Origin of the sequence: Agarivorans sp. QJM3NY_29, assembly GCF_050870835.2 — a bacterium.
Taxonomy (GTDB): domain Bacteria; phylum Pseudomonadota; class Gammaproteobacteria; order Enterobacterales; family Celerinatantimonadaceae; genus Agarivorans.
In genome coordinates this window covers 1528103-1549571 of the sequence record NZ_CP194036.2, presented here as the reverse complement: position 1 = coordinate 1549571, position 21469 = coordinate 1528103, and the positions used below count along the sequence as shown (strand labels likewise).

The window sequence follows — 21469 nt, the reverse complement described above, 5'->3', positions numbered from 1 at the left end:
ACTAATAATCTAGGATCTTTTCTTCGAGTTGTAGCAACTGTTGTTGCAAACGTGCAAAAAACTTAAGTTTACGTACCAGATCGGCCGCCAACTCAAAATTCTGCTCATTGTAGGCTTTTTCAAAGCTCAAGCTCAAGTCACTTCGCTTTTGTTTCAGTAACTTACTTAAATCTTCGATGGCTTTTTCGGGATCACTGACAGTTTCAATTTCAGCTAACTGCTCACGCAGTTCAATCTGACTCATCAAAAACTCAATGTCATTAATGGTTTGTTGCTCACCCGCTATTTCAACGCCCTGCAAACTCAACAAATATTGTGCCCGCAATAAAGGGTCTTTTAAGGTTTGATAAGCATCGTTAATTTGAGTCGCCCGTTGCATTGCAAGGGCTTGCGCTTCAGCGTCATCAACCACAAACTTATCGGGATGAAACTTCTGTTGTAGCTCTCTATAACAAGCAGCTAAACCTTGCAGGTCTAGCTGATTTGAAGGCTTTAGAGAGAACATTTCGAAATAATTCATAGCGTATTCCATTTAAACGCTAAAGCTCTCTCCGCAGCCACATTCTCCGGATATATTGGGATTATTAAATACAAAGCCTTCATTTAAGCCTTCTTTAACAAAATCCAATTCAGTGCCATCAATGTAAAGTAAGCTCTTTTCGTCAACAATCACATTCACGCCATGGCTTTGGAAAACTTTGTCGTCTTCAGCTAACTGGTCAACAAACTCCAAAATGTAAGCCATTCCTGAACATCCTGAGGTTTTCACGCCTAAGCGCACCCCTTTACCGACACCTCGATTACCCAAGAACTGACTCACGTGGCTTGCTGCAGCTTCGGTTAATGATACAGCCATACTGGCTCCTTTATCGATTAAGCGTTTTTCTTTTTATAATCGGCTATCGCCGCTTTGATAGCATCTTCCGCTAAAATAGAACAGTGGATTTTCACTGGCGGTAAGGCTAACTCTTCTGCGATATCAGTATTCTTCAGCGTTTCTGCTTCAGCTAAACTTTTGCCCTTTACCCACTCTGTTACCAATGAGCTTGACGCAATCGCTGAACCACAGCCATAAGTTTTGAAACGCGCGTCTTCAATAATACCACTATCACTCACTTTTAATTGTAGTTTCATCACGTCACCACAAGCAGGTGCCCCAACCATACCCGTACCGATATGATTGTCCTCTTTGTCTTCGAAAGCACCAACATTTCTTGGGTTTTCGTAATGATCGATTACCTTTTCACTATAAGCCATGATATTTCTCCAAATCCGTTAATGATTGTGCTTAGTGGTGTGCCCACTCGACCTGACTCAGGTCTACTCCGTCTTTAAACATGTCCCAAAGTGGAGACATATCGCGGAGACGCCCAATTCCTTCATTAATTACTTTCACTGCATAATCTATTTCTTCTTCGGTCGTGAAACGGCCAAAGGAAAAACGAATCGAGCTGTGGGCTAATTCATCATCAAGGCCTAGCGCTCGAAGTACATAAGAGGGCTCTAAGCTTGCTGAAGTACATGCTGAACCTGAAGATACCGCCAAATCTTTCAAGGCCATAATCAATGATTCGCCTTCTACATACGCAAAACTCACGTTTAAGTTACCAACCACTCGCTGCTCAAAATCACCGTTGATGTAGGTTTCTTCGATATCTTTAATACCAGCCCAGAAACGGTCTCTTAGTGCATGAAGATGTTCTTCATCTTTAGCCATTTCTCGTTTGGCAATCGCAAACGCTTCCCCCATACCGACTATTTGATGAGTTGGTAAGGTGCCTGAGCGCATACCACGTTCATGACCACCGCCATGCATTTGTGCTTCTAAGCGGATCCGTGGTTTACGTTGAACATACAAGGCACCAATGCCCTTTGGTCCATAAACCTTATGCGCCGAAAAAGACATCATATCCACTGGTAAAGCTTGCAGATTAATGTCAATTTTACCCGCACTTTGGGCCGCATCAACATGGAATAAAATCTTACGAGAACGGCACAACTCACCAATGGCCTGAATGTCTTGAATAACACCGATTTCATTATTAACATGCATGATGCTGACTAATACCGTGTCATCACGCATCGCATCGTTTAACTTCGACAAATCAATAATGCCATTACTTTCTGGTTCTAGATAAGTAAGCTCAAAACCTTCTCGCTCTAGCTGACGACATGTATCTAGCACAGCCTTATGTTCTGTTTTACAGGTAATAACGTGCTTGCCCTTTTTACTATAGAAGTGTGCAGCACCTTTAATGGCAAGGTTATTTGATTCGGTCGCACCAGAGGTAAACACAATCTCACGAGGGTCGGCATTCACCAGTTCGGCGACTTGGTTACGCGCAATATCGACAGCCTCTTCAGCCTGCCAACCAAATCGATGGGAACGAGATGCGGGATTACCGTATACGCCATCGACACTTAGGTACTGCATCATCTTTTCAGCAACTCGAGGATCGACGGGAGTGGTTGCTGAATAATCAAGATAAATTGGCAATTTCATTAAAGTTCTCCATTACAACTCGGCGCAAGCCAAGCCTCATAAACTAATTTGTATGGTATTGGTATCAACATGTTTGGATTGGTCTTGACTAAGCGCCAGATTGGCGATTTGCCGTTCTCGCATTAATCCACCTAAACTGATGTTATCCAGAAAATCGGCGATACGCTCACTCAGATCATTCCAAAGCGAGTGGGTTAAACAGGGTTTCCCCCCTTTACAGTCAGCAGTGCCTAAACAACGAGTCGCATCAATCGACTCATCCACGGCATGGATCACCATCCCAACAGCAATGTCATCGGCATCCATCCCTAAACGATAACCACCGCCAGGACCCCGCACGCTGCTCACTAAACCTTGTTTGCGTAACTTTGAAAAAAGCTGTTCCAAATAAGACAAAGAAATCCCTTGCCTCTCAGAAATATCAGCCAAAGAAACCGGACCATCTTCCATATGCAGAGCAACGTCTAGCATCGCTGTAACAGCATATCGTCCCTTAGACGTTAAGCGCATAATCAACCTATTTATCGCGTGAACTTGCGCACAATCTTTTCATACCCTACTGTTTTAGTCAAGTATAAAACCCTATGCATTACTCAGGTTTATTTTTCAGACTTAGGGATATGTTTATCGAACGAAGTCAAAATGCCACGCATCACATTAAGCTCTTGTTTTTCCATGCGAATACGATTAAACATTCGACGGACTTTTTCCATAACCTTGCCGGGATGAGGTTTAATAATGAATCCACTGTCGGCGATACTTTGCTCAAAATGTTGATAAAATCGCTCTAAGTCATCGGCATGCGGGTAGTCCACGACAACATCGCTCGAAGTATAGGTGTTTTGTAATTCTAGATGAGCCATTCTTACTTCATAACTGAGTAATTGTACTGCCATCGCCAAATTCAAAGAACTGTATTCGGGATTGGCTGGGACACAAACATGAAAATGGCACTGCTGTAACTCAGTATTATTTAAGCCACTACTTTCTCGACCAAATACAATTGCCACTTGACCTTGCTGTGCTTCTGTTGCCAATTTAACTCCGGCTTCTCGGCCATCGACCATTGGCCAATCTAAAGTCCGAGAACGAGCACTTGCGCCAATGACTAACTGGCAATCGGCAACGGCATCCGCTAATTCATTAACGATAGTGGTACCGCCCAGAACATCTGAAGCCCCAGCAGATAAGGCCACCGACTTACCATCAATTTCGGCTTGCGGGGCCACTAAATATAACTGACTGATCCCCATGGTTTTCATAGCTCTAGCTGCAGAACCAATATTACCACTATGGCTGGTGCCTACTAAAACCACTCGAACATTTTCCAACATTATGATTACTTCACCCTAAATTTGATGCCGCCGATTGTAACATAGCCTCTGTGTGAGCAGCCAGTAGCGGCTCTGTTGGAAAAAGTTCACCAACACGGTCTATAATCGATTGAGTTTGTTTCAGTGATTCTCTATAATCCGGCGGTTATTTAATGTTCTTTCTACAAATTGGTGGTAATTCATGCATGCTATGCTAAATATTGCGATTCGCGCTGCGCGAAACGCAGGCAAAGTCGTAACTCAAGCTTACGCACAGTTAGACAAAATAGAAACAACAACTAAAGGTGCTAACGACTACGTTACGAATGTTGATAAAGCGGCCGAAAAAACGATTATCGACACGCTACGTAACGCTTTCCCTGATCATTCGATCATTGCGGAAGAAAGCGGCGTAAGTACAGGCAAGGATGATGAATACCAGTGGGTCATCGACCCACTGGATGGAACCACCAATTTTATCAAAGGAATTCCTCACTTTTCCATTTCTATTGCACTACGTGTCCGCGGTAAAACCGAACACGGCGTCGTATATGATCCCTTGCGAAATGAGTTATTCGCGGCCTCTCGTGGTAAAGGTGCTCAACTGAATGGCTACCGCTTGCGGGTAAACAAAGCAAAAGATCTTGAAAACACCCTCATAGCTACTGGCTTTCCGTTTAAGCGCAAACACTACATTGAAAGTTATCTGCCGATGTTCGCCGCAATTTTCGCCGAATGCAGCGATATTCGCCGCACGGGTTCGGCAGCGCTTGATCTTGCCTATGTGGCTGCTGGCCGCCACGATGGTTTCTTCGAATTAAACCTAAAACCTTGGGACATCGCCGCAGGAGAGTTAATCGCTCGTGAAGCTGGCGCAATAGTGACAGACTTTGTCGGTAATACTGAATTTTACCAAAGCGGTAATGTCGTTTGTGCAAGTCCCAAGGTACTCAAACATATGTTGGCTTGCATTCGTCCTCATTTAACTGATGCAATTAAAGCTTAAACACATATCCGAGCAATAAAAACCAGTTGTTAATCACAACTGGTTTTTTTATATCCTTCAAACCGTTCGACCCACTGCCAAATCGCTTAGCAGCATCAGTAGCACTAAGCTCCTCCTGGTTCTCCGGTGAACTTCACCAATACATCTTCATCGGTCACTATCGCCTGACACGCTAAGCGATACTTTGGTGGCATATCGCTCACAGATGCACGTTCAGCATCTTTTTCAGATAGTTTACCAATACTCTTAAGCCCCTCCCGTTCTTTATCTGTCAACATAGCACCTTTAATATGATCACCATCTAAATGGGTCACTTCCACCAAACATGAGCCACAACGCCCATCTTTACATTCGTGGGGAATTTTCACCCCATGATCTTCCGCTAAACCTAGCAACGCATCACGCTTACCTGCAACCGCCGTTACTTTCTTGTTCTTACGCATCACTGGCGAAGAAAAATACACAGTAGCCATACAACATTCCTTGTAAGTAATTAAAAGACTGCTCATTTGAGTCCAATTAGATGCCCCCAAGCGACCATCGTCACCAGTGATGAGCGGCCCCTTACCGGCTGAGAGTGAAAATATTAGACTCCCTTCCAGATAGAACGCAGCGCGTCATCACGCGATCGACATACTAGATGACACTCATTTACGACCACATCCAGCTCCAATTGCGATTAAGCTAAAACGCTTATCCAGCAGTTCTCAGCCAAGTCATTCAGACACATAAACCAGGTACTCAAATAGCCCTTCGCTCATTGCAAATGCTAAGCCAGTGGCGAATTTCGCGCACAGTTCAGGTGGTGTTTCGTAGAAATATAGAATTTGTATTTAAAACAACATCATAAAAATGCCATCGATAGGATGCGGGTCCCCACCAAAAGGATATTGATTGAGGCTTAATGTGGGACTCGCAAGAGGATTAGCTTCAAACAGACAAAATGCTCTAAAAACGACAATCCAGATGAATATAAATTGGCAATATTAAAGTCTCGATGTCGGTAATAAATGCTAAAGCAGGTATCGGTACAACATTGTAAAAATAAGCCAAGGGAGGCAGCAGTAAAATAAGATAATAACTTGGTTAAGCCTTACCGAAGCGATTTAACCAAGGTTATTTAGCTGAAATGAAGGAAAAGTATTTCGCGCGTCTAATCAGCATCTAAATCAAAACTATCACTACCCATCTCAACACGCTCTAACTGCAGCTCCAAAAAAGCGATACGCTTAACAAACTCGCCCAGCAGTGCATCTTTGATTTCCAGTAGTTCAAGAACGGTCATTGGCTCGCGCCAGTCCGGGTGTTCCACCGCTAACTCAGCTTTCGCATAAGCCTGGTTGGCTTCGCTTTGATCAAAGTAATAATGAGTCTGTTCTGCAACATCAAAGGCATAAATCATGGTCGTCGCAAGCGCTGACATCTTATGACTCCTCTAAGGGATAATTCGCTTCTCGCCAACCGCGGATCCCGCCGTCCATAGAGATGACTTGGGTATACCCCATTTTGACCAAATTATCGGCACTTAAGGCCGAACGAAAACCGCCCCCACAGTAAATAACAATCATACTATCTAACTCGGGAATCACTTGCTCAATATCACGTTCCAAAATCCCTCGCCCCATGTATTGAGCTCCCGGAATGCGGCTTTTCTGCCATTCGTCCTGTTCACGATTATCAATCAAATGAAAAGCCAAACCTTGGTCGAGCCACTGCTTTACCTGATGCACATCACATTCTTTGATACGACGACGACAGTCATCGACCAAAGCTAAAAACCGCGGATTGTGAGCCATTTTTTTCTCCTTAAAAAAAACCCGCCAGCGGCGGGTTTATGTGACTACATGATGGGGTCTTGGTCGGCGCCTTCTTTTTCTTCCAGCTCCTTAGGCATAAAGTCTTCTTTCTTAATTCCTAAGTACAAGGCCAGCGTACTAGCGACGTATATCGACGAGTGGGTACCAATAAACACACCAAATAACAATGCAGTAGCAAAGTTATGAATTAACGAACCGCCCAATACGAACAACGATATTAATACCATAATCGTGGTTAAAGAAGTTACGATGGTCCGATTAAAGGTTTGAGTCAGCGAAACATCAATAATTTCAACTGGATCACCCTTACGCAATTTACGGAAGTTCTCACGGATCCGGTCCGATACCACGATGGTATCGTTCAGTGAGTAACCCACCACGGTTAATAAGGCCGCGATCACGGTTAGGTCAAACTCCAACTGCAAGAAGGAGAACAAACCTAAAGTAGCAATCACATCGTGTCCCAGTGCGAGTACCGCCCCCACAGCCATACGCCATTCAAAGCGCATTGCCACATAGAGCAAAATACAAGCCAGCGCAGCAATAATCGCCAAACCGCCTTGCTCAGCTAACTCTTTTCCAACCGTTGGGCCAACGAACTCAATTCGGCGCATTTGCACCTGAGCATCAACCTGATCGCGCAGCAATCCCATGATACTGTCGCCTAAGTGCTGACTATCTAGACCTTCACGAGGCATCATTCGCAACAACACTTGGGTTTGCGAACCAAAGTACTGTGCCACAATGTCTGGATATCCGTTCTTGCTCATCACATCACGAACTAAGGGTAGATCGGCAGGCTGTTGAAACTCAACTTCAATCAACGTACCACCGGTGAAATCTAGCCCCCAATTGATTTTATTAATGGCTAAACTGGCCACCGATGCCACCATTAACAAAATGGTAAACCAAATAAATGGTTTGCGGTGCGCCATAAAGGGCACCGTGCCTTTGGGCTTAAATAAATAAAACACGTTGTTGCTCCTAGATAGACAGCTTGTCTATTTTCTTACCGCCCCAAATCCAGTTAACCACCACGCGGGTGCCAACAATAGCAGTAAACATTGAAGTCGCAATACCAATAGCAAGTGTCACCGCGAAGCCTTTCACTGCACCCGTACCAATCGCAAACAAAATGATTGCGGTAATGAAGGTGGTAATATTGGCGTCAGAAATGGTTGATAAGGCATTACTGTAGCCATGATGAATCGCTTGCTGAGGACTACGTCCATCGGCTAATTCTTCACGAATACGCTCGAAGATCAATACATTGGCATCCACCGCCATACCTACGGTTAATACAATACCGGCCATACCAGGCAAGGTTAAAGTTGCCCCTGGGATCATCGACATAAAGCCAATAATCATTCCAACGTTCACAATCAATGCAAAGTTCGCAACCAAGCCAAACTTACGATAGTAAAGCGGCATAAACACCAACAAGGATATCAAACCAAAGACAATCGCTAAGAAACCTTTATCGATATTGTCCTGACCAAGGCTTGGCCCAACAGTACGTTCTTCAACAATTTGGATCGGAGCAATCAAGGCGCCTGCTCGCAATAACAAGGCTAGATTTTTAGCTTCTGCTGGTGAGTCAATGCCGGTGATCCGGAAGCTACGTCCCAAACGAGATTGGATAGTTGCAACGTTAATCACTTCTTCCTGACGTTTCAGTATTGACTTACCCTCTTCATCTTTCTTGCCTGTCGGCTTGTACTCGATGAATAACGTTGCCATAGATTGACCCACATTATCTTTAGTAAATGCGGCCATCTTGCTGCCACCTTGACTATCGAGGCTAATATTCACCTGAGGTCGACTGTATTCATCAAAGCCTGACTGTGCGCCAACAATATGATCGCCGGTGAGGATTACTTGGTTTTTTAGCACCACAGGTGAACCATCAACTCGTTTCGCCAATTGCGATCCTGGTGGCACTCGACCGACCATCGCATCGCGAACATCAGCGTCTACGTTGACCATTCTGAATTCTAAAGTCGCTGTCGCACCCAAAATTTCTTTCGCGCGAGCAGTATCTTGAACACCAGGTAGCTGCACCACAATCCGATCGGAACCTTGACGTTGAACTTGCGGTTCAGCAACACCTAACTCGTTTACCCGGTTACGGATAATCGTGATGTTTTGCTGCAGCGCATATTCTCGAGTTTCTTTCAACTTCTGCTCGGTCATTTTCGCACTCAAACGAAACTGTTCACCCTCACTAATATCAGAGATTTGATACTCTTTATATTTGCGATTTAAGAAGCTAACGGCTTTATCCAAAGTGGCTTGATCGCGGAAACTAACCACCACAGCCTCACCTTGTGAACGAACCCCAGAATAACGTAATTTTTCGCCGCGAAGATCGGTACGGAAATCTTGAATCATTCCCTCTTGCGCCTTGCTAATGGCCGCTTTCATGTCCACTTCCATCAAAAAGTGCACACCACCACGTAAATCCAGACCGAGTTTAAGCGGTCCTGCACCAATGGCATCTAGCCAACCGGGTGTTGCAGGGGCAAGGTTTAGGGCAACAACATAATCTTCACCAAGCAAATCATGTAATAAACTCTTTACCTTAAGCTGGTCAGCATCGTTGCGCAAACGCACCAAAGCGAGTCCATTTTCAAAGCCAACAGAGCGAAAATCGATGGACTGCTGCGTAAGGTAATTTCGAATCTCATCTAGTTGGGCTAACTCAACTTGAGCGCCCCGAGTGCCTGATACTTGTACGGCAGGATCCTCACCGTATAAGTTTGGCATGGCGTAAAGAAAACCGATGGCGATCAAAACGATCACCATCCAATTCTTCCACCACGGGTATTTGTTTAACAAAATAATATCCCTAGTGACAAATTTGTAACTACAGAGATTTCAACGTGCCTTTTGGCAGAACCGCTGAAACAAAGTCGCGCTTAATGGTGACTGTAGTGTCATCACTTAAGCTCAGTTGCAGATAATCCGCCTCATCAGAAATCTTGATGATTTTACCGACCAAACCACCGGTAGTTAGCACCTCATCACCCTTAGATAAGGAAGACATTAGGTTTTTATGTTCTTTTACACGCTTGGACTGTGGACGATAAATCATGAAATAGAAAATCACCGCAAAGATGACCATCATGAAAATTAATTCCATGCCACCACCAGCTGGTGATATGGCGCCGCCTTCGGCATATGCTGGAGAAATAAATAAGCTCATTGTTACCCTCATTACTAATTAAAAAAACTAAGATACAAAACAACTATCTTATTAAATGGAGACTGACCAAGCAAAAACAAGGCTTTACTGGTCAATCGAGCATTAATCAGCCAAAGGCGGGACTTCTCGACCCAACTTGGCGTAAAACGCGGCTACAAAATCGTCTAACTTACCGTCGGCTATCGCCTCACGTAAACCTTGCATCAAACGTTGGTAGTGACGCAAGTTATGAATGGTATTCAAACGAGCGCCAAGGATTTCATTACACTTATCTAAATGATGCAAGTAGGAACGAGAATAATTTTGACAGGTATAACAATCACACTCTTTATCTAAGGTACTGGTATCGTCACGATGGCGTGCATTACGGATCTTCACCACCCCGTCACTGGTGAATAGATGACCATTGCGCGCATTACGTGTCGGCATAACACAGTCAAACATATCCACGCCACGGCGTACACCTTCCACCAAATCTTCGGGTTTACCAACCCCCATTAAATAACGAGGCTTATCTTCAGGAACCTTAACCGCAACATAATCAAGAATGCGGTGCATATCTTCTTTCGGTTCACCGACAGCTAAGCCGCCAATGGCATAACCGTCAAAACCGATTTGAGTCAAACCTTCCAAAGAAACATCGCGTAGATGCTCATAAACTCCACCCTGAATGATCCCAAACAAAGCATTTTTGTTGCCTAACTCATCATGACGCTGACGTGAACGAGCAGCCCAGCGTAACGACATTAACATCGACTTTTCGGCTTCATCTTCAGTCGCAGGATAAGGTGTACATTCATCAAAAATCATCACGATATCGGAACCTAAATCGTTTTGAATTTCCATAGACGTTTCAGGACTCAAAAAGATCTTTGCACCATTGACCGGGTTTCGAAAATGTACCCCTTCTTCGGTAATTTTTCGAATATCACCCAGACTAAAGACTTGGAAACCGCCGGAATCGGTCAAAATTGGCCCCTGCCAATTCATAAAGTCATGCAAGTCGCCATGCGCGCGCATCACCTCTTGTCCCGGACGCAACCACAAGTGAAAAGTATTGCCTAATAGGATTTCAGCGCCACTTTGTGATACTTCTTCAGGGGTCATACCTTTTACGGTACCATAAGTCCCTACAGGCATGAATGCTGGTGTTTCAACACTCCCCCGTTCAAACACTAAACGGCCACGGCGAGCTTTGCCGTCTTTTGCTAATAGCTGGTATTTCATTACTTGCCTCAAGGTCAGATAAACAGTCCGACTGTCGTTAAATTATGCTTCTTTACTGGTAATGAACATCGCATCACCATAGCTAAAGAAGCGGTATTGGTTATCGATAGCCGTCTGATAAGCTCGGCTAACGTTATCTTTGCCAGCGAAGGCTGACACCAACATGATTAAGGTTGACTCGGGTAAATGGAAATTGGTCACCATCGCATCCACTAGCTCAAATTGATAACCGGGGAAAATAAAAATATCGGTTTCTGCAGCGTAGGCTTGCAGGGCCTGCCCTTTAAGCTTTGCATCTTTAGCTGCACTTTCTAGAGAGCGTACCGAAGTGGTACCAACTGCAATCACCCGCCCTCCTCTTGCTTTAGTCGCAACAATTTTATCCACCACCGCTTGGCTCACTTCGGCATATTCAGAGTGCATCACATGCTGATCGATAGATTCAACTTTCACCGGCTGAAAAGTACCAGCCCCCACATGTAAAGTCACAAAGGCAGTATCAGCGCCTTTGGCTTTAATCTGTGCGAGTAAGTCTTCATCAAAATGTAATCCGGCGGTGGGGGCCGCAACCGCGCCCGGCTTTTCGTTATAAACCGTTTGATAGCGTTCCTTATCGGCATCTTCGTCAGGACGATCGATATAGGGGGGAAGCGGCATATGACCATGCTGTTCAAGTAATTCTAAGACCGTCGCTGAGTCATCAAAACGCAGTTCAAATAAAGCGCCGTGACGGGCCAACATCGTCGCATCAAAAGCATCCGCTAAACGTATTTCGCTGCCCGGTTTCGGCGATTTGGAAGCACGAACATGGGCTAATACTCGATGCTCATCAAGCACACGCTCTATAAGTACTTCTAGTTTGCCACCCGTCGCTTTCTGGCCAAACAAACGGGCTGGGATCACTCGGGTATTATTAAACACCAATAGATCATCAGCTTGAATATGCTCCAACAAATCTGGAAATTGTTGGTGTTGCACCTCGCCCGTTTGACCATTGAGACAAAGTAAACGACTATCTCGGCGTTGCTGTTTTGGGTAACGAGCAATCAGCTCATCGGGAAGGTCAAAAGAAAAATCGGCAACGCGCATCACAGGTACAACTCTTTGGCATGAATAATAATTTACAAGCCAAGGATTTTAGTGATTGCAGTCAGTAATAGCAAGGTTTAGCGCCGTGAATTAGCACCTAATCGCCCCCTCCTGAATAGCCAAAGCGGTAAGCTCAACACCAGCAACCAAGCTGCAGCGCCTCCACCGCTACTATCAGACGAGGCATTAGGTGCTATCTCGGCACAAGCGATAGTAATATTATCCTGTTGGCTGAGAATATCGCTAATCCAACCACAAACACGCCCAATATCCGTATAAACGCCAGGGAGCCCCTGACAAGCGAGACTCCCCCAACTCACGATCCCGAGTAAACGATAGTCTTCTCCTTGATTAACAAATACCGGACCACCGCTATCCCCTGCGCAAGCATCCTGATCGGTGCCGTAGGCGCAAAACATTCGATCGGTTAATTTTGAGCTTCCCCAATAATTAGCACATTGTTGAGGGCTGATTAAACGCAAGTTACCTTGCTGCAATACATCGGGATACACCGGATGAAAAGGATCGGAATTAATTCTGCCAAAACCAATCACCGTCATAAAACTTCCCAGCATGGAACTCTCACTAAGCATATTTAGATTAATGATCGGGAATTCACCTTGTTGAAACTCCGACAGCCTTAACAAACTGATATCATAATCAAAATTGGGGCCATCCATGGTGGGACTAATATACTGAGGATGCTGATAAATTTCACTCACCGTCACCGACTGCGCATCGAGGGGAGTGGTTCGTAGCAATCCGCCTAACACCACCGTAACCTGTTCTGGCGCAACCTGGGCGTTGGGAGCATAAGACCGATAGGTACAATGCGCAGCCGTCACCACCCATGACTCTGCAATTAATACCCCGCCACACCGCACATTCCCTAAAAAGACCTGCGCCATCCACGGGTAAACTTGGGGAGCATCATAACCACCAACAATATAGGGGGTCACAATAGGAATAGAAGGTGATTCAAGTTTCGCTTGAACAGAAAAACTCACGCTAAACAACAAGACAACAAGCAACTTTTTAAGCATTGCACTGGTCCTAAAGTTCGGGGGTTGAGTCACCTCCGCGTAAGTTTACTGGTTCTGGGTCACCTAAGAAGTGGGGCTGGGTGTTAAATATATGTAAATCTATTAGAGCCTTGGCTCTAGCCAATACTTCTCGTAAACGCACTCGCCAATGAAACTCAGAAGGCGCATCATCCACCACATAGCCATAGGCTTCAATACCGTATTGATTTGCTATGTATAAAGCCCGTTCGACATGAAACTGCTGAGAAACAATAATCAAGGCTTGTTGCCCGAATACTTGTTTTGCCCGCACAACTGAGTCAAAGGTTCGAAAGCCTGCATAGTCCAAAGCTATATTCTCGCGTGGCACATTTAACCGCAACACATCGTTTAACATGGTAATAGGTTCATTATAGTAGCGGGTGGCATTATCGCCACTGAGGATCAATGCGCGCACTTTGTGGGTATGGTAGAGTTTTGCTGCCGCTTCCACACGAAACTGATAGTAGGTATTAAGCCGTTTACCTACATACTTACTGGTCCCAAGCACCAGAGCCACAGGCTCCGCTGGGAGCTGTTCCATGTCACGAAACCACTGACCGGCGACTTGCTTTGAAATATAACGGTCGATGACAACGAGACTTAGCAACATCGCTACGATAACCAGCAGCAATACGCCAAGAAATTGTTTCAATGTACATCTCCGCCCATAATTACAAGGTCAACCATGCTAGCACATGCTCAAGCATCGAATAAACATAAGCTTTTTGCTTTCGTCATGTTCCATATAACAAACAAGCCGCTTGACTCCCAAGTATTAATTGTTTATTAAATCAACAAACCGTCTCAAGGAAAAATAACTGATGAAGATAAAAAATAGCTCGAGCCATTTTGGTATGATATCAAAGCTATTTCATTGGCTTATGGCCGCATTATTTATAGCTCAAATTGGCATTGCTTTATACATGGACGAAATGCAGAGAGGTCCTGATAAATGGGAGATGATCGGTTTGCATAAGGCCATCGGCGTATTGCTATTGTTATGTGTGTTAGCGCGAATAGTGTGGCATAGAATCAGCGCAGCGCCTGTCCCTCTGGGGATGGGGTTAATGCTCAGCCTCGCCAAATTAGGTCACCACGCCTTGTATTTACTCATGTTAATCATGCCAATATCCGGCGTAATCATGTCCGTTTCAGGTGGACATAACATCAACTTTTTCGACTTTTTTACCATTAGTGGTTGGGCCGAAAAATCACCGACCATCAACAGTATTAGTGGGACCATCCATGAGGTTGCGGCAACCGTTTTATACTTAGTATTAGCGGCACATATATTAGCCGCCTTGTATCACCATTTTGTGGTCAAAGACGAGACGCTTAAGCGCATCACCTCCGGTTAAGCGGTATACCAAGATTCCCCAGCTGATTGACTCGCTCAATCGGCTGTATTGCCTTGGAAGCATCGACTAGCGCTTCACAACAAGCAGCGAATAACATGAATAAACCCTAAGTCAACGCAACGCGTTTACTGGCTTTTTGGTAAAACACCCGCCAGCCAGCCCAACTCGGCAACTCCCAGCGTTTAGGACCATCTTTACGTCGCCCCGCTTGATAGTGAAGCGTCACTCGCTTAACGCGAACCTCATATTCGACCTGCACACGAAGATCGGCTAAGCGTAGACTTTGAGGAAAAGCTTGTTCAAATGCTGCACGTTGCCATTCGGGGATCCCCGGAAAAGTGAGATCCTTAGCATCAATAAGACAAAGATCTTCGGCGCTCTCCAGTCCAAGTTGCTGTAAGTGTTCACTTAGCCAAAGCTCGGCATCAATGGGCTCACCGGAGCCACCGCCATTTTTTTCACCGAGACTCACCCATAAATTCCAGGCATCAACATCTTGTTGTAGACTCAGCTCAGTAAAAGACAACTCTTGCCGAGCTAAGATCCGTTTGGCAAGTGAGCGGCGATATTGTGCTGCCGTTAGCGCCAAATATTCAGACCCAATGAATCGACCAGCATAATAGCGCCGCATCAACTGTTGGCCTTGTCCGTCCAACTCACCGCTGGGCTTCAACTCGCCTAACTGATGCCGCATTAATTGTTGAATACTTACTGGCAACAAGCATAGGCCAATATTTGTCAGTTGCTTAAGTCCACGTCCCGGCGTGCTGTATTGATCTAACACCAATGCAGCCACCTGCTCATCATCAAATAAGCTTTCTCTAGCCACCTGTAATTCAGCATAACCATTGCCCATCGCCTGATGACGCTTAGCTCGGCGCACATAAGCCAGTTCACTGGCACCGCTTAATAAAGCCTCAATAATCAGCTCTCGACGATAAGGCCGAGCCTGTTTCAATTTGGCAAACCCCATCACGCTGCGTAGTTGTTCTGCCATTTCCTTCGCTTGCTTTAAGGCTTCAAGGTTCAGCTGTAACGCCTCGGGCCAAGAATGGCCACGCAACAAACTGATGGTTGCAGTCATATCACAAGCCAGCGGTTGCCACTGCTGTAATTGTTTCAAACCATGTTCCGTCTTGGGTTTCTGCCACAAACGACGATTGATGGTTAAAGCGGCAGTCAAATCAAGCATTGCTTCCTGTTCTGCCCCGCGCGGCATTAAATTAACCAGATAAGAAAAATAACTATCAATTGGTAAATTCATTAGTCGTTTGCCCAGCGAACTCAATTGACTATCACTCGCCAAAGCCTGCATTTTGGCTAAATTTTGGCTCGCGATCCGTAACGATTTATCCGGTAAAGCTTCTAGAAATGCTAACTGCGTGAGCGCTTTGCCACAACTCGCAGCAAACAGCATCGGTTCCAGCAGTTCTTCACGCTGCATCTGTGGTGGAGTGACCGCTTCAAAAGGTGCGTATTCGCCCCACAAACGATAACAATGACCCGAGCGCACCCGGCCAGCTCGACCACGACGCTGTTCACTACTGGCTCGTGAAATCCGCTCTAAGCTAAGCACCGTACGCCCTGCCCGCTGCTTGGTTCGCCGCTCTAAACCTGAATCAATCACCGTGCTAATCGCTGGAATGGTTAAACTTGTTTCGGCCACATTGGTGGCTAAGATCACCCGGCGTGCTCGCTCCCCATCAATTGCCGTTAGCAAGTACTGACGCTCTGAGGCGCTAATGGTGGCGTGCAAAGGTAAGATTTCGGCATCGATTCCCGACAAGCTGGTTTGACAGGCTTGAATTTCTGCGCGCCCCGGTAAAAACACCAAAATATCGCCGTCATCTTTAAGCATGGCTTGTTCAACACAAGCGCTTACTCGTTCGGTCAAATGCTGTAAGTCGGGTAAATGATGGGCTTGTTTGGCGATATAACTGAGCGACACGGGGTATTCGCGTCCACGGGCCTGTATCGCTTTAGCTCCCAAATAATCACATAATTTCGCGCCTTCCAAAGTCGCCGACGTCACGACGATCCGTAATGGTAAATCTTTCACTAAGGCGAGTAATAAATCACTATCCCAACGACGCTCATGAAACTCATCGATCATGATCACTGCATAATTGGCTAAGTTATTTTCTGCCAACCAATGCAAGGCAATACCCGGTGTCACATAGGCAATGTCGGTGGTCGAGGTCAGCGTGGAAGCAAAGCGAATGGCATAGCCAACTTCGGTAGTTCCCTGTTCTACACGCTCTTGCTGCGCCACATAAGCCGCCAGAGCTTCGCAAGCAATTCGTCTGGGCTGCACTACCAAAACTTTACCAAACTGACTCGCCCAACGAGGTAAACGAGTTGACTTCCCTGAACCAGTAGCCGCTTCCACCACCACATGATTATCCGCTAAATCCGATAAAAATTTCGACTTAATACTATCAATCGGTAACGATCTTGTTTCTGCCCGAACCACCAAACGCCCACATCTATCTACAACAAATAATGGCCAAATATTAACCCTAGCTCAGCTGACATACTAGTCCTAGAAAAGTCACGCTGGTTTTATGGACCATTTTCAGCTCCGCAAGAGATGAAGCTTGTTCATTCAAGCCTCAATGCCCTCCCCATCTAGGGTTGCCAGGCGTTGGCAAGACAAACTTGCTTGAATAAAACCGGTAAAAAAGACAATAAAATAAAACCTTCTGATAACACTTGATTGCTTTATCCAAAGTTCAGACTATTTTAATCACCCTCTGATACGGTAATATAATATTTAAGTACTTAGTTGATGTAGGAACATCCATGAATTTTTCGAAGCTAGGAAGTAGCAATTTATCGGTATCGCGAGTTTGCCTAGGCAGTATGACTTGGGGTGTACAAAACAACCAACAAGACGCAAATCAACAAATTGAATATGCTATCAGTCAAGGCGTGAATTTCATCGATACAGCCGAAATGTACGCCATCCCTCCAACCGCAGAGACCTACGGAAAAACCGAACAGATCATCGGCCAATGGCTCAAAGAAAATCCAAACCAGCGTAAAGATTTGATTATCGCGAGTAAGATTGCTGGGCCAGGTATTGAGTGGGTTCGCGACGGTGGGCCAATTAATGCAAAAGCCATTGAGCTCGCAGTTGACGCCTCCTTACAACGGCTCAATACCGATTACATTGATCTATACCAATTACATTGGCCAAATCGCTTAATGCCTCACTTTGGAAAACACTGGCCAAATCAAATCCAATTTACTCAGTTAGACGCGGCCGATCATCAAGCCCAAATGCTCGATATTTTACAAGGATTACAGCGTTGTATTGACGCTGGTAAAATTCGCCATTGTGGTCTATCCGACGACAGCACTTGGGGAATTAATACCTACCTTAAGTTGAGCGAAAGCCATAATTTACCGAGAATGGTATCCATTCAAAATGAGTTTAGCCTGCTACAAACCAAGGATTGGCCATATTTGATCGAGAACTGTGTGCATGAACAAATCGCCTATCTTCCCTGGTCCCCACTTTGTACAGGCTTACTCACTGGCAAATATGCCAATGGGCAGCGCCCTGAAGGGAGTCGCTGGTCACTAACTCAACGTAAGGGTCTATTCCGTAATACCAAGCTCTGCCACGAAGCGGTTGCTGAATATGTAGAGATTGCCAAGCAACATGGCTACACCCCAGCGCAACTCGCCTTGGCTTGGTGTGACCAAGTAGATGGAGTCACCTCTACCATTATTGGCGCAACCAACATGCAGCAATTGGAAGAAGATATTTTGGCCTTTTCGAAACCACTTAGCTCTCGGGCCTTAAGCGATATAGGTAAAGTGCTAACTCGCTACCCAGCCCCCTTCTAAGCACCAGCTTAAAACATCGGATTTGGACACCCCATAGGCAACCGCCAATGATTTCAGCGACGGTTGCTTATCACTAGGGCACTCGGTGTTCTGGTCTAAAGTTAAAATCTGTATTCAGCCAAAGCGGCCTTCATCGGTAGATCCTGAATGGATTTTCGATTTACGCAAGGCCGCTTCAATCTGCTCATTATTTTCCGCCAGCGAAGCCATTTTCTTAGTCATGCCATATAACAGCCATCGGTGCCAAGGGGCAAAGAAATACCAATAAACCAAACCCCAAAATCCTGCGGGATGCCAGTATAAGCCCACCTCTATACGGCTACGCTGACTATCTAGCGGCTCAATAGTAATTTGCATCCCACCACCACCGGGCGCTTTCATTCCGAAACCAAGCACCAAACAACGATTTTCTTCGGCGCTTAAGATAGTCCACGAGTCGACCCGCTCACCAACATTCAGATTTAAGTAATCAGTTCGGCCATGTTCTCTTCCGGGGCCGCCAAATATATAGTCGAACCACTCGCGTAAAGCCCACAGGCTATTCAAATAAAAATAGCGATGCTTACCGCCAAGTAGATTCACCACTTGCCAAATAGCTGACGGACTGGCGGCGGCAACAACCTGCTGTTTGGCTGACTTTGCGTAAAAACCATGCAAGGGAGAAAACTTTCGAAAAGTTGGCACACCATCTCGCCAACGACTTGGATAACAGAGCACCCGCTCTTCTTGAAGTACCTGAGCAATTGCCTGATCAACAGACAATAAATGTTGCGGGATTAAGCGCCGTAACTCATCGGGTTTCGCTTGCAACGGCTCAGCAAGCCCAGCAATCAGAGCCGTTGCCAATTCGCGCGATACCGAGGTAATCAAGCCTAAAGCCAGGCAAGCCAAACGGATCGGCAAGCCCGGTACAGCAATAATCTTGATCCGCGCCGCCAAAGCCTTGGCAATTTTTAACATTAACTGTCGATAAGTGAGCCATTCTGGACCCGCCGCATCCAGCACCTTACCTGCGGTCTCTGGCAACTCCGCCAAAGCTAATAAATAGTGTAATAAGTTACTCAAGGCAATCGGCGGCGTTAAGGTCTCAATCGCCCGAGGGACAAGCGCCACAGGCATATGTCCCACTAAATCCCGCATCACTTCAAAAGCCGCGGATCCTGGCGCAATAATGATCCCCGCTCGCAACTCAGTCACCGCAAGACCAGTGGACGCTAAGGCTTGGCCAGTCGCAATCCGCGCTAGCATGTGCTCTGATTTTGGTTTAGCCGATATTAAGCTACCCAAATAAATAATTCGCTTGACGCTAGCTTCTGAGGCCGCCTGGGCTAAATGCCTTGCCGCGCGAATCTCTCGATCGCTGTGACTTTGCCCATCACTCATGCCATGCATTAAGTAATAGACTAACTCGATGTCAAGCAAGGCCGAAGGCAAGCTATTGGCTTGTAGTAAATCTAAGGTGACGCGCTGACAGCTCAAATCAGACCAAGGCCAAGGTTTATTGGCATCACGAGAACTCACCCTCAGCTGGTGCCCCGCAGCAACTAAAGCCGGAACTAACTGGCGACCAACAGTACCAAAAGCACCAATCACTAAGATCCGCATCGTGATAACTCTCCATTAAACGACGACTGAGATATTGCCCTAATGCTTATCATAGCGCATTCAAACAACAGCGGATTGCACAAAATAGCGACGGGTCGGTTCCCCCTAGCCAAACCAGAAAGACTTAGAGTGAGAGCCAACGCTTACTTTCACAAAAACTGCGCTGGTAAATATAAATATATTGATTTAAATCAGTACTTTGAATAAAACAGCTATTCACAATCGCAACACCATTTTTAGCCAATAGAGTAATTGAATGACTTCTCATCCCCGTTTATTACTCAGCCCTTGCTGCCTTTGCTTACTCCTCAGTGCGATTCATTTTTATCAAGCACAGCAACTGATTTATGTATTGCTATGCGTATTGAGCTTATGCAGCGTCTTAGTAAAACATCCTATTTGCCTAAGGCTCAATCAGGCGGGCATGTTGCTATTGTGTGGCGAGTGGATCAACCGCGTCGTCCAAATCTACATTCAACGAGAAGACCTGCCTCAAGCATGGTTACAAATAGCGATTGTTGTTGGGGCTATCGGCCTCCTTCATTTCGTTTCAGCCTTATTATTTCAACATCACCGGATCCGACGTTACTTTGGTTATCCTCGACTTTATTTATTTCGCTAAGTCGATTTTGTGAACATAGTGCTTGGATTTAAGCTCGGTTATACTCGCCCCTTGATTGAATAACGTAGAGCCGCGTGTCGTGAACCGTTTCTTAAAATTGTATGCTGAGCGCAAAGCCGCAGCCACCACCCAATTTGTGGGCCGTGGTGCCCGCCGAGCCCGCTGTGCTATTTGCCAGCTGCCACAAACACATTGCTTCTGCGCACAAGCCAGATTACAGGCGAGCCAAAGTGGCTTCGCTCTGCTAATGCATAATAAAGAAGTGCTTCGGCCGAGCAATACTGGGCGATTTATCGCCGATGTGATCCCTGATACTTACGCTTTTATTTGGCAACGAACCGAAGCCTGTCAAGAGCTACTCACTCTTTGCCAACAAGTGCAATGGCAGCCCTATGTGGTTTTTCCTGCTCATTTTTGCCCACCAGAGCGAGTCAATTACCAACTCAGCTTGCCTCAAGGGGTAAAACCGCTGTTCATTATGCTCGATGGTAGCTGGCGAGAAGCACGGAAAATGTTTCACCAAAGTCCTTGGTTGGAACAATTTCCAGTGATATCGATTCATCCCAGTACAGCCTCAAACTATGGATTACGTTCTAGTTCAATCACAACACAATGGGCAACTGCGGAAGTGGCAGCTCAATTACTCGCCTTAAATGATGAAAGAGAAAACGCACAATATTTGGAACAGCGTTTTATTAAATTCACACAATTAACTTTGGCCGGAAGAAACCATTAGTTGAATGATTTCACTAACTTACTAAGAGTACATTTCAGTAAAAAACGCTCTAACATCCGCCCTAAAACG

At 45.6% G+C, this 21469-nt stretch carries 23 protein-coding genes; 5 read left to right on the top strand and 18 right to left on the bottom strand.

The features are described from left to right. Nucleotide 1 precedes the first annotated feature (1 nt). The 6 genes from hscB to trmJ all read right to left on the bottom strand — a co-directional run bounded on the left by hscB (nt 2) and on the right by trmJ (nt 3837). Nucleotides 2-520: a co-chaperone HscB gene (hscB, locus tag ACRRS0_RS07100; protein ID WP_432453895.1), complete on the bottom strand. Its 519-nt coding sequence runs from the start codon at nt 518-520 to the stop codon at nt 2-4. Nucleotides 521-532: 12 nt separating this feature from the next. Then, nucleotides 533-856: an iron-sulfur cluster assembly protein IscA gene (gene iscA, locus ACRRS0_RS07095; RefSeq protein ID WP_432453896.1), complete on the bottom strand. Its 324-nt coding sequence runs from the start codon at nt 854-856 to the stop codon at nt 533-535. A gap of 17 nt (nt 857-873) precedes the next feature. Beyond that, nucleotides 874-1257 (bottom strand): Fe-S cluster assembly scaffold IscU, encoded by a 384-nt coding sequence (gene iscU, locus ACRRS0_RS07090; protein ID WP_432453897.1) that lies wholly within the window; start codon nt 1255-1257, stop codon nt 874-876. Nucleotides 1258-1288: 31 nt separating this feature from the next. Further along, complete coding sequence (locus ACRRS0_RS07085; RefSeq protein ID WP_432453898.1) at nt 1289-2503, bottom strand: IscS subfamily cysteine desulfurase; 1215 nt, start codon at nt 2501-2503, stop codon at nt 1289-1291. A 36-nt stretch (nt 2504-2539) separates the two neighbouring features. Next, nucleotides 2540-3013, bottom strand: coding sequence for a Fe-S cluster assembly transcriptional regulator IscR (iscR, locus tag ACRRS0_RS07080; protein WP_432453899.1), 474 nt, complete (start codon nt 3011-3013; stop codon nt 2540-2542). 89 nt (nt 3014-3102) lie between these two features. Next, on the bottom strand, nt 3103-3837 hold the full coding sequence (gene trmJ, locus ACRRS0_RS07075; RefSeq protein ID WP_432453900.1) for a tRNA (cytosine(32)/uridine(32)-2'-O)-methyltransferase TrmJ: 735 nt from the start codon (nt 3835-3837) through the stop codon (nt 3103-3105). Nucleotides 3838-4018: 181 nt separating this feature from the next. Here trmJ and suhB point away from each other — a divergent pair, with 181 nt between their 5' ends. Next, the gene (gene suhB / locus ACRRS0_RS07070; RefSeq protein WP_432453901.1) at nt 4019-4822 is read left to right on the top strand and encodes an inositol-1-monophosphatase; all 804 of its coding nucleotides are present in this window, start codon (nt 4019-4021) and stop codon (nt 4820-4822) included. A gap of 104 nt (nt 4823-4926) precedes the next feature. Here suhB and ACRRS0_RS07065 read toward each other — a convergent pair whose 3' ends face one another. From ACRRS0_RS07065 to ACRRS0_RS07020, 10 genes are all read right to left on the bottom strand, one after another. Further along, on the bottom strand, nt 4927-5295 hold the full coding sequence (locus ACRRS0_RS07065) for a 2Fe-2S iron-sulfur cluster-binding protein (RefSeq protein WP_432453902.1): 369 nt from the start codon (nt 5293-5295) through the stop codon (nt 4927-4929). A gap of 680 nt (nt 5296-5975) precedes the next feature. Continuing rightward, a complete protein-coding gene (locus tag ACRRS0_RS07060; protein WP_432453903.1) occupies nt 5976-6245 on the bottom strand; it encodes a hypothetical protein in 270 nt (89 codons plus the stop codon). 1 nt (nt 6246) lies between these two features. Then, nucleotides 6247-6618, bottom strand: coding sequence for a rhodanese-like domain-containing protein (locus tag ACRRS0_RS07055; protein WP_432453904.1), 372 nt, complete (start codon nt 6616-6618; stop codon nt 6247-6249). A 44-nt stretch (nt 6619-6662) separates the two neighbouring features. After that, nucleotides 6663-7613: a protein translocase subunit SecF gene (gene secF, locus ACRRS0_RS07050; RefSeq protein WP_432453905.1), complete on the bottom strand. Its 951-nt coding sequence runs from the start codon at nt 7611-7613 to the stop codon at nt 6663-6665. Between the two features lie 10 nt (nt 7614-7623). Further along, entirely contained in the window at nt 7624-9477 is a 1854-nt protein-coding gene (gene secD, locus ACRRS0_RS07045; protein ID WP_432453906.1) for a protein translocase subunit SecD, read from the bottom strand. A gap of 28 nt (nt 9478-9505) precedes the next feature. Further along, nucleotides 9506-9844 (bottom strand): preprotein translocase subunit YajC, encoded by a 339-nt coding sequence (gene yajC / locus ACRRS0_RS07040; protein ID WP_432453907.1) that lies wholly within the window; start codon nt 9842-9844, stop codon nt 9506-9508. A 102-nt stretch (nt 9845-9946) separates the two neighbouring features. Beyond that, nucleotides 9947-11071, bottom strand: coding sequence for a tRNA guanosine(34) transglycosylase Tgt (gene tgt / locus ACRRS0_RS07035; RefSeq protein ID WP_432453908.1), 1125 nt, complete (start codon nt 11069-11071; stop codon nt 9947-9949). Between the two features lie 42 nt (nt 11072-11113). Further along, nucleotides 11114-12160, bottom strand: coding sequence for a tRNA preQ1(34) S-adenosylmethionine ribosyltransferase-isomerase QueA (queA, locus tag ACRRS0_RS07030; RefSeq protein ID WP_432456194.1), 1047 nt, complete (start codon nt 12158-12160; stop codon nt 11114-11116). A 77-nt stretch (nt 12161-12237) separates the two neighbouring features. Continuing rightward, nucleotides 12238-13203: a serine protease gene (locus ACRRS0_RS07025; RefSeq protein ID WP_432453909.1), complete on the bottom strand. Its 966-nt coding sequence runs from the start codon at nt 13201-13203 to the stop codon at nt 12238-12240. 10 nt (nt 13204-13213) lie between these two features. Beyond that, a complete protein-coding gene (locus ACRRS0_RS07020) occupies nt 13214-13876 on the bottom strand; it encodes a SanA/YdcF family protein (protein WP_432453910.1) in 663 nt (220 codons plus the stop codon). A gap of 169 nt (nt 13877-14045) precedes the next feature. Here ACRRS0_RS07020 and ACRRS0_RS07015 point away from each other — a divergent pair, with 169 nt between their 5' ends. Then, complete coding sequence (locus ACRRS0_RS07015; protein WP_432453911.1) at nt 14046-14582, top strand: cytochrome b; 537 nt, start codon at nt 14046-14048, stop codon at nt 14580-14582. Nucleotides 14583-14688: 106 nt separating this feature from the next. Here ACRRS0_RS07015 and ACRRS0_RS07010 read toward each other — a convergent pair whose 3' ends face one another. Next, entirely contained in the window at nt 14689-17055 is a 2367-nt protein-coding gene (locus ACRRS0_RS07010) for a helicase-related protein (protein ID WP_432453912.1), read from the bottom strand. A 329-nt stretch (nt 17056-17384) separates the two neighbouring features. Here ACRRS0_RS07010 and ACRRS0_RS07005 point away from each other — a divergent pair, with 329 nt between their 5' ends. Next, nucleotides 17385-18437, top strand: a complete 1053-nt coding sequence (locus tag ACRRS0_RS07005; RefSeq protein WP_432453913.1) for an aldo/keto reductase — start codon at nt 17385-17387, stop codon at nt 18435-18437. Between the two features lie 114 nt (nt 18438-18551). On the opposite strand, the gene ACRRS0_RS07000 is transcribed toward ACRRS0_RS07005, so the two are convergent. Continuing rightward, nucleotides 18552-20042, bottom strand: coding sequence for a DUF2867 domain-containing protein (locus tag ACRRS0_RS07000; RefSeq protein ID WP_432453914.1), 1491 nt, complete (start codon nt 20040-20042; stop codon nt 18552-18554). A gap of 256 nt (nt 20043-20298) precedes the next feature. On the opposite strand from ACRRS0_RS07000, the gene ACRRS0_RS06995 reads away from it, so the two are divergent. Both ACRRS0_RS06995 and ACRRS0_RS06990 read left to right on the top strand, forming a co-directional pair. Then, nucleotides 20299-20664 carry a hypothetical protein gene (locus tag ACRRS0_RS06995; protein ID WP_432453915.1) on the top strand — a complete coding sequence of 122 codons (366 nt, stop codon included), beginning with the start codon at nt 20299-20301 and terminating at the stop codon, nt 20662-20664. Between the two features lie 79 nt (nt 20665-20743). Next, the gene (locus ACRRS0_RS06990; RefSeq protein WP_432453916.1) at nt 20744-21400 is read left to right on the top strand and encodes a tRNA-uridine aminocarboxypropyltransferase; all 657 of its coding nucleotides are present in this window, start codon (nt 20744-20746) and stop codon (nt 21398-21400) included. Nucleotides 21401-21469: the final 69 nt, after the last annotated feature.

Bases quoted from the DNA above. Each gene is read 5' to 3' on its own strand.
- hscB (WP_432453895.1), bottom strand. From the start codon at position 520: ATGAATTATTTCGAAATGTTCTCTCTAAAGCCTTCAAATCAGCTAGAC.
- iscA (WP_432453896.1), bottom strand. From the start codon at position 856: ATGGCTGTATCATTAACCGAAGCTGCAGCAAGCCACGTGAGTCAGTTC.
- iscU (WP_432453897.1), bottom strand. From the start codon at position 1,257: ATGGCTTATAGTGAAAAGGTAATCGATCATTACGAAAACCCAAGAAAT.
- ACRRS0_RS07085 (WP_432453898.1), bottom strand. From the start codon at position 2,503: ATGAAATTGCCAATTTATCTTGATTATTCAGCAACCACTCCCGTCGAT.
- iscR (WP_432453899.1), bottom strand. From the start codon at position 3,013: ATGCGCTTAACGTCTAAGGGACGATATGCTGTTACAGCGATGCTAGAC.
- trmJ (WP_432453900.1), bottom strand. From the start codon at position 3,837: ATGTTGGAAAATGTTCGAGTGGTTTTAGTAGGCACCAGCCATAGTGGT.
- suhB (WP_432453901.1), top strand. From the start codon at position 4,019: ATGCATGCTATGCTAAATATTGCGATTCGCGCTGCGCGAAACGCAGGC.
- ACRRS0_RS07065 (WP_432453902.1), bottom strand. From the start codon at position 5,295: ATGGCTACTGTGTATTTTTCTTCGCCAGTGATGCGTAAGAACAAGAAA.
- ACRRS0_RS07060 (WP_432453903.1), bottom strand. From the start codon at position 6,245: ATGTCAGCGCTTGCGACGACCATGATTTATGCCTTTGATGTTGCAGAA.
- ACRRS0_RS07055 (WP_432453904.1), bottom strand. From the start codon at position 6,618: ATGGCTCACAATCCGCGGTTTTTAGCTTTGGTCGATGACTGTCGTCGT.
- yajC (WP_432453907.1), bottom strand. From the start codon at position 9,844: ATGAGCTTATTTATTTCTCCAGCATATGCCGAAGGCGGCGCCATATCA.
- tgt (WP_432453908.1), bottom strand. From the start codon at position 11,071: ATGAAATACCAGCTATTAGCAAAAGACGGCAAAGCTCGCCGTGGCCGT.
- queA (WP_432456194.1), bottom strand. From the start codon at position 12,160: ATGCGCGTTGCCGATTTTTCTTTTGACCTTCCCGATGAGCTGATTGCT.
- ACRRS0_RS07025 (WP_432453909.1), bottom strand. From the start codon at position 13,203: ATGCTTAAAAAGTTGCTTGTTGTCTTGTTGTTTAGCGTGAGTTTTTCT.
- ACRRS0_RS07015 (WP_432453911.1), top strand. From the start codon at position 14,046: ATGAAGATAAAAAATAGCTCGAGCCATTTTGGTATGATATCAAAGCTA.
- ACRRS0_RS07005 (WP_432453913.1), top strand. From the start codon at position 17,385: ATGAATTTTTCGAAGCTAGGAAGTAGCAATTTATCGGTATCGCGAGTT.
- ACRRS0_RS07000 (WP_432453914.1), bottom strand. From the start codon at position 20,042: ATGCGGATCTTAGTGATTGGTGCTTTTGGTACTGTTGGTCGCCAGTTA.
- ACRRS0_RS06995 (WP_432453915.1), top strand. From the start codon at position 20,299: ATGACTTCTCATCCCCGTTTATTACTCAGCCCTTGCTGCCTTTGCTTA.